Source organism: Pseudomonas sp. JC1203 (assembly GCF_056175065.1).
Map to the genome: position 1 here is coordinate 200,297 of NZ_JBWCAM010000005.1, position 12,300 is coordinate 212,596.

A 12,300-nucleotide genomic window follows, 5' to 3' on the forward strand; every position below is an offset into this window, starting at 1 on the left:
TATGAGGTGAAGCTATGTTAAACCGCGAGCTCGAAGTCACCCTCAATCTCGCCTTCAAGGAGGCACGCTCCAAACGTCATGAGTTCATGACCGTCGAGCACCTCCTGCTGGCATTATTGGATAATGAGGCCGCCGCCACCGTTTTGCGTGCTTGTGGCGCAAACCTCGACAAACTCAAGCACGACTTGCAGGAGTTCATCGACTCCACCACGCCGCTGATCCCCGTCCACGACGAGGACCGCGAAACCCAGCCAACCCTGGGCTTCCAGCGTGTGCTGCAACGTGCTGTCTTCCACGTGCAGAGCTCGGGCAAGCGTGAAGTCACCGGCGCCAACGTGTTGGTCGCCATCTTCAGCGAACAGGAAAGCCAGGCCGTGTTCCTGCTTAAACAGCAGAGCGTGGCCCGCATCGATGTGGTCAATTACATCGCCCACGGTATCTCCAAGGTGCCTGGGCACGGTGATCATTCCGAGGGTGAGCAGGATATGCAGGACGACGAGGGCGGTGAGTCTTCTTCCTCTGGCAACCCGCTGGATGCCTATGCCAGCAATCTCAACGAACTCGCCCGCCAGGGCCGCATCGACCCGCTGGTCGGTCGCGAGAACGAGGTGGAGCGCGTCGCGCAGATCCTGGCCCGGCGCCGCAAGAACAACCCGCTGCTGGTGGGTGAGGCCGGCGTGGGCAAGACCGCCATCGCCGAAGGCCTGGCCAAGCGCATCGTCGACAACCAGGTGCCGGACCTGCTGGCCAACAGTGTCGTCTATTCGCTGGACCTGGGCGCCTTGCTGGCCGGTACCAAATACCGCGGCGACTTCGAGAAGCGCTTCAAGGCGTTGCTCGGCGAGCTGAAAAAACGCCCGCAGGCCATCCTGTTCATCGACGAGATCCACACCATCATCGGTGCGGGTGCAGCGTCGGGCGGGGTGATGGACGCCTCCAACCTGCTCAAGCCGCTGCTGTCCTCGGGTGATATCCGTTGCATCGGTAGCACCACGTTCCAGGAATTCCGCGGCATCTTCGAGAAAGACCGGGCGCTTGCGCGGCGCTTCCAGAAAGTCGACGTCAGCGAGCCTTCGGTGGAAGACACCATCGGCATCCTGCGCGGCCTGAAAGGGCGTTTCGAGCAGCACCACAATATCGAGTACAGCGACGAAGCCCTGCGCGCCGCTGCCGAGCTGGCCTCGCGCTACATCAATGATCGGCACATGCCGGACAAGGCCATCGACGTGATCGACGAGGCCGGTGCCTACCAGCGCCTGCAACCGGTGGAAAACCGGGTCAAACGCATCGAAGTGCCGCAGGTCGAGGACATTGTCGCGAAGATCGCGCGCATTCCGCCAAAACACGTCACCAGTTCCGACAAGGAGCTGCTGCGCAACCTGGAGCGCGACCTGAAGCTGACCGTATTCGGCCAGGATGCTGCCATCGACTCGCTGGCCACCGCCATCAAGTTGTCGCGCGCAGGCCTGAAATCGCCGGACAAGCCAGTGGGTTCGTTCCTGTTCGCAGGCCCCACCGGCGTCGGCAAGACCGAGGCTGCGCGCCAGTTGGCCAAGGCCCTGGGCGTGGAGCTGGTGCGTTTCGACATGTCGGAATACATGGAGCGGCACACCGTGTCCCGTCTGATCGGCGCGCCTCCGGGCTACGTCGGTTTCGACCAGGGCGGCCTGCTGACCGAGGCCATCACCAAGCAACCGCATTGCGTGCTGCTGCTGGATGAAATCGAGAAGGCCCACCCGGAAGTCTTCAACCTGCTGCTGCAGGTGATGGACCACGGCACCCTGACCGACAACAACGGGCGCAAGGCGGACTTCCGCAACGTCATTCTGATCATGACCACCAACGCCGGTGCCGAGACTGCGGCGCGCGCTTCGATTGGCTTCACGCACCAGGACCATTCGTCCGATGCCATGGAAGTCATCAAGAAGAGCTTCACGCCAGAGTTCCGCAACCGCCTGGATACCATCATCCAGTTCGGTCGCCTCAGCCACGAAACCATCAAGAGCGTGGTCGACAAGTTCCTCACCGAACTGCAGGCCCAGCTCGAAGACAAGCGTGTGCTGCTGGAAGTGTCGGATGCGGCGCGCAGCTGGCTGGCGGCCGGTGGCTACGACGCCACCATGGGTGCCCGGCCAATGGCCCGGCTTATCCAGGACAAGATCAAGCGGCCGTTGGCCGAGGAGATCCTGTTCGGCGAGCTGGCCGAGCACGGCGGCGTGGTGCACATCGATGTGAAGGACGGCGAGATGACCTTCGACTTCGAACCCCGGCCGCACCGGCCCGCACCCCCCGCGCGGCCACGGCGGGAACATACATTCGTCGTAGGAGCCGGCCTTGGCCGCGATGGGAGCGACGAGATTTCGGATAAAACCAGCGCCCACACAAAAACGCCCGGCACATGCCGGGCGTTTTCGTTTGTGTCGCTTAGCGAGCGCGGTAGGTGATGCGCCCTTTGCTCAAATCGTAGGGCGTCAATTCAACACGCACCTTGTCGCCGGTCAGAATACGAATGTAGTTCTTGCGCATCTTACCGGAGATATGCGCGGTTACGACGTGCCCATTTTCCAACTCCACGCGAAACATGGTGTTTGGCAGGGTGTCGACGACAGTGCCTTCCATTTCGAAGCTGTCTTCTTTCGACATGCAGTAAAGCCCTCGGTGTCCAGTTAATGGCCCGGTGCAACTGCGCCAGGCAAAAGCGGCGTGCATTGTGCCTGAAAAAGGGGCGTTACGCCAAGACTCTTCAGTTAAGAGTCACCCAGCGCTGGTTGATCAGCAGTTCTATGGGGCGATACTGGGTCTTGTAATTCATCTTTTTGCAGTTCTTGATCCAGTAGCCCAGGTACACCGCGCCCAACTCCAGGCGCAGCGCCTCGCCAATTTGCCACAGGATGGCGAAGCGCCCTAGGCTGCGGCGCTCCTCGGCTGGCTCGTAGAAGGTGTACACCGCCGACAGGCCGTTGGGCAGCAGGTCGGTGACGGCCACGGCAAGCAACTGGCCGTCGCGGCGGAATTCGTAGAAGCGCGAGAAGGGCAGGTCGCGCACCAGGAAGGTGGAAAACTGGTCACGGCTGGGCGGGTACATGTCGCCGTCGGCGTGGCGCTGTTCGATGTAGCGCTGGTACAGGTCGAAATATTCCTCGCTGAACGCAGGCTTGGTCGAGGTCACCTGGATGTCGGCGTTGCGCTTGAGAATGCGTTTCTGCTGGCGGTTGGGGCTGAAGCTGGCCGCCGGGATGCGCGCCGGCACGCAGGCGTTGCAGCGCTGGCAGTGCGGCCGGTACAGGTGATCGCCGCTGCGCCGAAAACCCATTTCCGAAAGGTCGGCGTACACGTGCACGTCCATCGGCTGGCTGGGGTCGAGGAACAGGGTGGTGGCCTGCTCTTCGGGCAGGTAGCTGCACGAATGGGGTTGAGTGGCATAGAACTTCAACCGCGCCAACTCAGTCATGATCAACCCTCGGATCGAAACCTTTGGATAAGTGTAAGCCAGCCGCGACAAACTCGCCTAGCAAAGCCAGGTCGCCATGCTGGGTTGGTCGAGGTAGGTGCGCAGGTGCCAGGCGAAGTCTTCGCGGCTGATGGAGCGGGCGCCCAGGCTGATCAGGTGGTCGGTGGGCATCTGGCAGTCGATCAGGGCAAAGCCGGCCGCCTGCAGGTGCCGTACCAGTGCGGCGAAGCCCACCTTGGAGGCGTTGTCGGCATGGCTGAACATCGATTCGCCGAAAAACAGCCGGCCCATGGCCAGGCCATACAGGCCGCCCACCAGTTGCTCGCCTTCCCATACCTCTACCGAATGCGCCAGGCCCTGCTCGTGCAGGCGAATGTAGGCGGCCTGCATGCTGCCGGTGATCCAGGTGCCGTCGGCGTAGGCGCGCGGGCCTGCGCAGGCGCGGATCACCGCCGCAAAGTCGGTATCGAAGGTGACGCGGTAGCGCTGCTGGCGAATTACCTTGGCCAGGCTGCGTGACACGTGCAGCTCGGCGGGGAACAGCACGGTGCGCGGGTCTGGCGACCACCACAGTATCGGCTGGCCGTCCTGGTACCAGGGGAAGCAACCATGGCGGTACGCCTGCACCAGCCGCTCGGCGCTCAGGTCGCCACCGGCGGCCAGCAGGCCGTTGGGCTCGCGCAGGGCTTTGGCCAGCGGGGGGAAGGTGAGCTCGTTCTTCTTTAACCAGGTCAGCATGGGTTCTTTCTGGCAGGGGAGGGGAGGGCGCTTGAAGCCGCTGAGGTCAGTATTCAGGATAAAAACCCCGGCCTGCAACTCTACGGTCATGCTGCGGTCGTAAACCTTCGGGAATGTAATTGAAAACCCTGCATAAGCCTTTGTCACAAAAGGCAATGCGTGCTCCAATTGTTTAGCACCGGACGCGCTGGGCTATGCTGTGCCGAAGCCGTACAATGCACCGTTCATTTGCATGATTTTTTATTGTTTGGTCAATCATCTGTTGTTGGCGCCCAAGGGCGCAGGAAAAGACTTGTTTTGAAGAAATCCACCGCGACACCCAATCCCGTAGTGCCCCTGTGGCGTCAGCAAATGCACTACCGGCTCAAGGAAGGTGCCCTGATTGCCATGGGTGCCCTGTGCCTGTACCTGTGGATGGCGCTGCTCACCTACGACCAGGCCGACCCGGGCTGGAGCCATACCAGCACCGCCCACGACGTGCAGAACGCCGCCGGCCGCGTCGGTGCCTACGCTGCCGACATCCTGTTCATGGTGCTGGGCTACTTTGCCTACATCTTCCCGTTGCTGCTGGCGGTCAAGACCTGGCAGATTTTCCGCCAGCGTCATGAGCCCTGGCAGTGGAGCGGCTGGCTGTTCAGCTGGCGCCTGATTGGCCTGGTGTTCCTGGTGCTGTCGGGCGCAGCCCTGGCACACATTCATTTCAAGACCACCAGCCTGCCAGCCTCGGCGGGGGGCGCGCTGGGCGAAAGCCTGGGCGACCTGGCCTATCACGCACTCAATGCCCAGGGCAGCACCTTGCTGTTCATCGCCCTGTTCCTTTTTGGCCTGACCGTATTCACCGACCTGTCGTGGTTCAAGGTCATGGACCTTACCGGCAAGATCGTCCTCGACCTGCTGGAGCTGGTGCAAGGCGCCGCCGGCCGCTGGTGGGCCGCGCGCAACGAGCGTCGCCAATTGGTGGCGCAGCTGCGCGAGGTGGACGTGCGCGTGCACGACGTGGTCGCGCCCATCACCCCGGACCGCCGCGAGCAAGCCAAGGCCCGCGAGCGCATCATCGAGCGCGACCAGTCGCTGGCCAAGCACGTCACCGAGCGTGAGAAGCAGGCACCGCCGGTGATCATGCCGGCCCCGGCCATGACCAAGCCGCCAGAGCCGAGCAAGCGCGTGCAGAAGGAAAAACAGGCGCCGCTGTTCGTCGACAGCGCCGTGGAAGGCACGTTGCCACCCATTTCCATCCTTGATCCTGCGGAAAAGAAGAAGGTCAACTACTCGCCGGAATCCCTGGCGGGCGTAGGCCACCTGCTGGAAATCAAGCTGAAGGAGTTCGGCGTAGAGGTGTCGGTGGACTCCATCCACCCCGGCCCGGTCATTACCCGTTACGAAATTCAGCCGGCCGCTGGCGTCAAGGTCAGCCGCATCTCCAACCTGGCCAAGGACCTGGCGCGTTCGCTGGCCGTGACCAGCGTACGCGTGGTGGAGGTCATTCCGGGCAAGACCACCGTGGGCATCGAGATTCCCAATGAGGACCGCCAGATCGTGCGGTTCTCCGAAGTGTTGTCGTCGCCGCAATATGACGAGGCCAAGTCGCCGGTCACCATGGCCCTGGGCCACGACATCGGTGGCAAGCCGGTCATCACCGACCTTGCGAAAATGCCGCACCTGCTGGTGGCCGGTACCACCGGTTCCGGTAAGTCGGTGGGCGTGAACGCCATGATCCTGTCGATCCTGTTCAAGTCCAGCCCCGAAGACGCCAAGCTGATCATGATCGACCCGAAAATGCTCGAGCTGTCGATCTACGAAGGTATCCCGCACCTGCTGTGCCCAGTGGTCACCGACATGAAGGATGCCGCCAACGCCCTGCGCTGGAGCGTGGCCGAGATGGAGCGCCGCTACAAGCTGATGGCGGCCATGGGCGTGCGTAACCTGGCCGGTTTCAACCGCAAGGTGAAGGACGCGCAGGAGGAGGGCACGCCGCTCACTGACCCGCTGTACCGCCGCGAGAGCATGGACGACGAAGCCCCGCTGCTGAAAACTCTGCCCACCATCGTGGTCATCGTCGACGAGTTCGCCGACATGATGATGATCGTCGGCAAGAAGGTCGAAGAACTGATCGCCCGTATCGCCCAGAAGGCCCGTGCCGCCGGTATCCACCTGATCCTGGCCACCCAGCGGCCGTCGGTGGACGTCATCACCGGCCTGATCAAGGCCAACATCCCCACCCGCATGGCGTTCCAGGTGTCGAGCAAGATCGACTCCCGCACCATCATCGACCAGGGCGGCGCCGAACAGCTGCTGGGCCACGGTGACATGCTGTACATGCCGCCCGGTACCAGCCTGCCGATCCGCGTGCACGGCGCGTTCGTGTCCGACGAGGAAGTGCACCGCGTGGTGGAGGCCTGGAAGCTGCGTGGCGTGCCCGACTACAACGAAGACATCCTGGCCGGCGTCGAAGAGGCCGGCAGCGGCTTCGATGGCGGCGGTGGCGGTGGTGGCGACGAAGACAGCGAGTCCGACGCGCTGTACGACGAAGCCGTCAATTTCGTCCTGGAAAGCCGCCGCGCGTCCATTTCGGCGGTGCAGCGCAAGCTGAAGATCGGCTACAACCGTGCCGCGCGCATGATCGAGGCCATGGAAATGGCCGGCGTGGTCACCCCGATGAACACCAACGGCTCGCGCGAAGTCATCGCGCCCGGGCCGATGCGCGACTGATTGAACTGCCGGCCGCCGAATTGTCGGTGGCCGGTCCTATTCTTTGTACGAGGATTCCCATGCGCCTGATTCGCATGCTGTTGGTTTCTGCCCTGGCCTTCTCCACGCTGCCGGCCCACGCCGACGACGCCGCCGTGAAAAGCCTGACCCAGTTGCTGGAAAAGTCCCAGACCCTGGCCGCGCACTTCTCGCAACTGACCCTGGATGGCAGCGGCACCCAGCTGCAGGAAACCTCCGGTGAAATGACCCTGCAGCGCCCGGGCCTGTTCTACTGGCACACCGCTGCGCCAAACGAGCAGACCATGGTCTCCGATGGCCAGAAGGTCAGCCTGTACGACCCGGACCTGCAACAACTGACCGTCAAGAAGCTCGACCAGCGCCTGACCCAGACCCCAGCCCTGCTGCTGTCCGGTGACATCTCGAAGATCAGCCAGAGCTTCGACATCAGCGCCAAGGAAGCGGGCGACGTGATCGACTTCATGCTCAAGCCCAAGACCAAGGACACCTTGTTCGACTCGCTGCGCCTGTCGTTCCGCAAGGGCCTGATCAATGACATGCAGCTGATCGACAGCGTCGGCCAGCGCACCAACATCCTGTTCACCGGCGTGAAAGCCAATGACCCGGTGGACAAGAGCAAATTTACCTTCGTCGCGCCCAAGGGCACCGACATCATCCAGGAATAAGAGGTAGCCTCGCCCGTCATGGACCTGTTCCGCAGTGAGCCCATCGCCCAGCCCCTGGCCGCCCGCCTGCGGGCGCGCAACCTGGACGAATACGTTGGCCAGGAGCACCTGCTGGCCCGCGGCAAGCCGCTGCGCGAGGCCCTGGAGCAGGGCGCGCTGCATTCGATGATCTTCTGGGGGCCGCCCGGCGTGGGTAAAACCACCTTGGCGCGGCTGCTGGCGGAGGTCTCCGACGCCCATTTCGAGACCGTCTCGGCGGTGCTGGCTGGGGTCAAGGAGATTCGCCAGGCCGTTGAAGTGGCCAAGCAGCAGGCAGGCCAGTACGGCCGCCGTACCATTCTGTTCGTCGACGAAGTGCACCGTTTCAACAAGTCCCAGCAGGACGCTTTCCTGCCCTACGTTGAAGATGGCACGCTGATATTTATCGGCGCCACCACCGAAAACCCTTCGTTCGAACTCAACAACGCACTGCTGTCGCGCGCCCGGGTGTATGTGCTCAAGAGCCTGGACGAGGCGGCGCTGCGCCGCCTGGTAGACCGCGCACTTACCGAAGAGCGCGGCCTGGGCAAGCGCCAACTGCGCCTGGGCGACGAGGCCTTCGGTATGCTGCTGGCGGCCGCCGACGGTGACGGCCGGCGCATGCTCAACCTGCTGGAAAACGCTTCGGACCTGGCGGAAGACGGCGAGGAAATCGCCACCGAGCTGCTGCAAAGCCTGCTGGGTGACACCCGCCGGCGTTTCGACAAGGGCGGCGAGGCCTTCTACGACCAGATCTCGGCGCTGCACAAGTCGGTGCGCGGCTCCAACCCCGACGCCGCGCTGTACTGGTATGCGCGCATGATCGACGGCGGCTGCGACCCGCTGTACCTGGCCCGGCGCGTGGTGCGCATGGCCAGCGAGGACATCGGCAACGCCGACCCGCGGGCCTTGGGCCTGTGCCTGTCGGCGTGGGACGTGCAGGAACGACTGGGCAGCCCCGAAGGCGAGCTGGCGGTGGCCCAGGCCATCGTCTACCTGGCTTGCGCGCCGAAAAGCAACGCCGTGTACATGGGCTTCAAGCAGGCCATGCGCGAAGCCACCGAGTACGGCTCGCTGGAAGTGCCGCTGCACCTGCGCAATGCTCCTACCAAGCTGATGAAGCAACTGGGCTACGGCGAGGAATACCGCTACGCCCACGACGAGCCGGATGCCTACGCTGCCGGCGAAGACTACTTCCCCGAACAGCTGGAGCCGCGCGCCTACTACCAGCCGGTGCCCCGCGGCCTGGAACTGAAAATCGGCGAAAAGCTCAGGCACCTGGCCCAGCTGGACCGCCTGAGCCCGCGCCAGCGTCGCAAGCCCTGAAGGGCTGGCACGTTGCAACAGGCTGCGGCACCCATGACGCGGCTTCGGCCGCTGCTACAGGGGGTATGCGTAGCAGCTGCCGCCAGGCTGCGTCGCGCCGCGCAAGCGGCGCTCGATCTCAACATTGCCCCAGGCTACGCGCATGTCTTGATTGTCAGGGTGTTGCCGAGATCGCCCGCTGCCAGCCTCGTTTGCCCGGTTCTGCAACACGCAACTGGAAACAGCCCTTCTATCCCGGTACGCTGGCCGTTAATATGGTCGGCTGCCCGGTGTCCTGCCCGCAACAAGGGCTGACCAAGACTTAATTTGATAACGAGAGACCGACATGCTCGATCCCCTGATTTTGCGTACCAAGCTCCACGAAACCGCGGATCGCCTCGCAGCCCGTGGCTTCAGCCTGGACGTGGCGCGCCTGGAAGCGCTGGAAGCCCAGCGCAAGACCGTACAGACCCGCACCGAGCAACTGCAGGCCGAGCGCAACGCCCGCTCCAAATCCATCGGCCAGGCCAAGCAGCGCGGCGAAGACATCGCCCCGCTGATGGCGGACGTCGACCGCATGGCCGGCGAGCTGGCCGAAGGCAAGGCCGAGCTGGACAAGCTGCAATCCGAACTGGACGCCATCGTGCTGGGCATTCCCAACCTGCCGCACGAGTCGGTACCGGTCGGCGAAGACGAAGAAGGCAACGTCGAAGTGCGCCGCTGGGGCACCCCGGCCGACTTCGGCTTTGAAGTGAAAGACCACGTGGCCCTGGGCGAGAAGTTCGGCTGGCTGGACTTCGAGACCGCTGCCAAGCTGTCCGGTGCACGTTTCGCCTTGCTGCGCGGCCCTATCGCCCGCCTGCACCGCGCCCTGGCGCAGTTCATGATCAACCTGCACGTCACCGAGCACGGTTACGAAGAGGCCTACACCCCGTACCTGGTCCAGGCCCCGGCGCTGAAGGGCACCGGCCAGCTGCCCAAGTTCGAGGAAGACCTGTTCAAGATCAGCCGCGAAGGCGAGGCCGACCTGTACCTTATCCCGACTGCCGAAGTGTCGCTGACCAACATCGTGGCGGGCGAGATCCTCGACGCCAAGCAACTGCCGCTGAAGCTGGTCGCGCACACCCCGTGCTTCCGCAGCGAAGCCGGCGCATCGGGCCGTGACACCCGCGGCATGATCCGCCAGCACCAGTTCGACAAGGTCGAGATGGTGCAAGTGGTCGAGCCGTCGAAATCCATGGAAGCCCTGGAAAGCCTGACCGCCAACGCCGAGCGCGTGCTGCAGGCCCTGGAACTGCCATACCGCGTGCTGGCCCTGTGCACCGGCGACATGGGCTTCAGCGCCGTGAAGACCTACGACCTGGAAGTGTGGATCCCTAGCCAGGACAAGTACCGCGAAATCTCCTCGTGCTCCAATACCGGTGATTTCCAGGCCCGCCGCATGCAGGCGCGTTTCCGTAACCCGGAAACCGGCAAGCCGGAGCTGGTACACACCCTCAACGGTTCGGGCCTGGCCGTGGGCCGTACCCTGGTGGCCGTGCTGGAAAACTACCAGCAGGCCGACGGTTCCATCCGTGTGCCGGAAGTGCTGAAGCCTTACATGGGCGGCATCGAGGTCATCGGCTAAATGGAGTTCCTGCCGCTGTTCCACAAGCTCAAGGGCAGCCGCGTGCTGGTCGTGGGCGGAGGCGAGATCGCCCTGCGCAAGTCGCGTCTGCTGGCCGACGCTGGCGCGCTGCTGCGCGTGGTCGCCCCACAGATCGAGGTGCAACTGGATGAGCTGATCCAGGGCAGCGGCGGTGAAGCGGTGCGCCGCGGTTATCAGGAAAGCGACCTGGACGGTTGCCAGCTGATCATCGCCGCCACCGACGACGAAGCCCTCAACGCCCAGGTCTCGGCCGACGCCAAGCGCCGCTGCGTGCCGGTCAATGTGGTGGATGCGCCAGCCTTGTGCAGCGTGATCTTCCCGGCCATTGTCGACCGCTCCCCCTTGGTGGTGGCGGTGTCCAGCGGCGGCGACGCGCCGGTGCTGGCACGCCTGATCCGCGCCAAGATGGAGGCCTGGATTCCGGCCGCCTACGGCGAGCTGGCCGGCTTGGCCGCGCGTTTTCGTGCCCAGGTGAAAAGCCTTTACCCGGACGTGCAGCAGCGCCGCGCGTTCTGGGAAGAGGTGTTCCAGGGGCCTATCGCCGACCGCCAACTGGCCGGGCAGGGCGCCGAAGCCGAGAAGATGCTGGTAGAGAAAATCAACGGTCAGCCGCCCCACGCGCCGGGTGAGGTTTACCTGGTGGGTGCCGGCCCTGGCGACCCCGACCTCCTGACCTTCAAGGCCTTGCGCCTGATGCAGCAGGCCGACGTGGTGCTGTATGACCGCCTGGTGGCCCCGGCCATCATCGAGCTGTGCCGCCGCGATGCCGAGCGCATCTACGTCGGCAAGCGCCGCGCCGACCACGCCGTGCCGCAGGACCAGATCAACCAGCAACTGGTGAACCTGGCCAAGCAAGGCAAGCGTGTGGTGCGGCTCAAGGGTGGCGATCCGTTCATCTTTGGCCGTGGTGGCGAGGAAATCGAGGAACTGGCGGCCCATGGCATCCCGTTCCAGGTGGTGCCGGGCATTACCGCGGCCAGCGGTTGCGCGGCCTACGCCGGCATCCCGCTGACCCACCGCGACTACGCCCAGTCGGTGCGCTTCATCACCGGCCACCTCAAGGACGGCACCAGCGACCTGCCCTGGGCAGACCTGGTGGCGCCGGCCCAGACCCTGGTGTTCTACATGGGCCTGGTGGGCTTGCCGAGTATCTGCGAACAGCTGATCAAGCACGGCCGCGCCGCCGATACCCCGGCAGCGCTGGTGCAGCAGGGCACCACGGTCAACCAGCGGGTGTTCACCGGCACCCTGGCTGACCTGCCACGGTTGGTGGCGGAGCATGAAGTGCATGCGCCGACGCTGGTCATTGTGGGTGAAGTGGTGCAGCTGCGTGAAAAGCTGGCCTGGTTCGAAGGCGCCCAGCAAACCGTCTAACCCCGTAGCAGCAACTGTCTTGAAACGGCGTCGTCTGCATCGCGACTAAAGTCGGCTCCTACGCTGTACATGGTAGGAGCCGGCCTTGGCCGCGATGCAGGCGACGCGATAGACGAGGTACACGGGGCTCCGTCTCAGCGGCGGGGCGGCCATCCGCCGTAGGCCGCGTCCGCAGCCGCCGCGCATGGGCGGGCGGACCGCGCATAGGCCGGACGCCGCCTGGCGGCAGCTGCTGCGCGAAATCCTGCGCACATCGCATCTGTAGCAGCGGCCGAAGGCCGCGTCCTGGAGCAACGCAGGACCGCCGCCGGACGCAGCCTTCAGCAGCTGCTACGCGAAATCCTGCGCACATCGCACCTGTAGCAGCGGCCGAA

The 12,300-nt window shown here is 64.1% G+C and carries 8 protein-coding genes and 1 pseudogene; 6 read left to right on the plus strand and 3 right to left on the minus strand.

The features are described 5' to 3' along the window. Nucleotides 1-14: 14 nt before the first annotated feature. Nucleotides 15-2,285 (plus strand): annotated as a pseudogene (gene clpA, locus AC0SZ7_RS10120) (ATP-dependent Clp protease ATP-binding subunit ClpA); the annotation flags it as partial. A gap of 139 nt (nt 2,286-2,424) precedes the next feature. Here the strand turns inward: clpA and infA are convergent. The 3 genes from infA to aat form a co-directional block, all read right to left on the minus strand. After that, nucleotides 2,425-2,643, minus strand: coding sequence for a translation initiation factor IF-1 (gene infA / locus AC0SZ7_RS10125; RefSeq protein ID WP_002553999.1), 219 nt, complete (start codon nt 2,641-2,643; stop codon nt 2,425-2,427). A gap of 100 nt (nt 2,644-2,743) precedes the next feature. Further along, on the minus strand, nt 2,744-3,451 hold the full coding sequence (locus AC0SZ7_RS10130; RefSeq protein WP_475504269.1) for an arginyltransferase: 708 nt from the start codon (nt 3,449-3,451) through the stop codon (nt 2,744-2,746). A 57-nt stretch (nt 3,452-3,508) separates the two neighbouring features. Continuing rightward, on the minus strand, nt 3,509-4,189 hold the full coding sequence (gene aat, locus AC0SZ7_RS10135; protein WP_475504270.1) for a leucyl/phenylalanyl-tRNA--protein transferase: 681 nt from the start codon (nt 4,187-4,189) through the stop codon (nt 3,509-3,511). A 297-nt stretch (nt 4,190-4,486) separates the two neighbouring features. Between aat and ftsK the strand changes: the two genes are divergently transcribed. From ftsK to cysG, 5 genes are all read left to right on the plus strand, one after another. Then, nucleotides 4,487-6,898: a DNA translocase FtsK gene (gene ftsK, locus AC0SZ7_RS10140; RefSeq protein ID WP_475504271.1), complete on the plus strand. Its 2,412-nt coding sequence runs from the start codon at nt 4,487-4,489 to the stop codon at nt 6,896-6,898. Nucleotides 6,899-6,957: 59 nt separating this feature from the next. Then, the gene (gene lolA, locus AC0SZ7_RS10145; protein WP_475504272.1) at nt 6,958-7,581 is read left to right on the plus strand and encodes an outer membrane lipoprotein periplasmic chaperone LolA; all 624 of its coding nucleotides are present in this window, start codon (nt 6,958-6,960) and stop codon (nt 7,579-7,581) included. A gap of 18 nt (nt 7,582-7,599) precedes the next feature. Further along, on the plus strand, nt 7,600-8,925 hold the full coding sequence (locus tag AC0SZ7_RS10150) for a replication-associated recombination protein A (protein WP_475504273.1): 1,326 nt from the start codon (nt 7,600-7,602) through the stop codon (nt 8,923-8,925). A 325-nt stretch (nt 8,926-9,250) separates the two neighbouring features. After that, nucleotides 9,251-10,531 (plus strand): serine--tRNA ligase, encoded by a 1,281-nt coding sequence (serS, locus tag AC0SZ7_RS10155; protein ID WP_475504274.1) that lies wholly within the window; start codon nt 9,251-9,253, stop codon nt 10,529-10,531. Beyond that, complete coding sequence (cysG, locus tag AC0SZ7_RS10160) at nt 10,532-11,926, plus strand: siroheme synthase CysG (RefSeq protein WP_475504275.1); 1,395 nt, start codon at nt 10,532-10,534, stop codon at nt 11,924-11,926. Nucleotides 11,927-12,300: the final 374 nt, after the last annotated feature.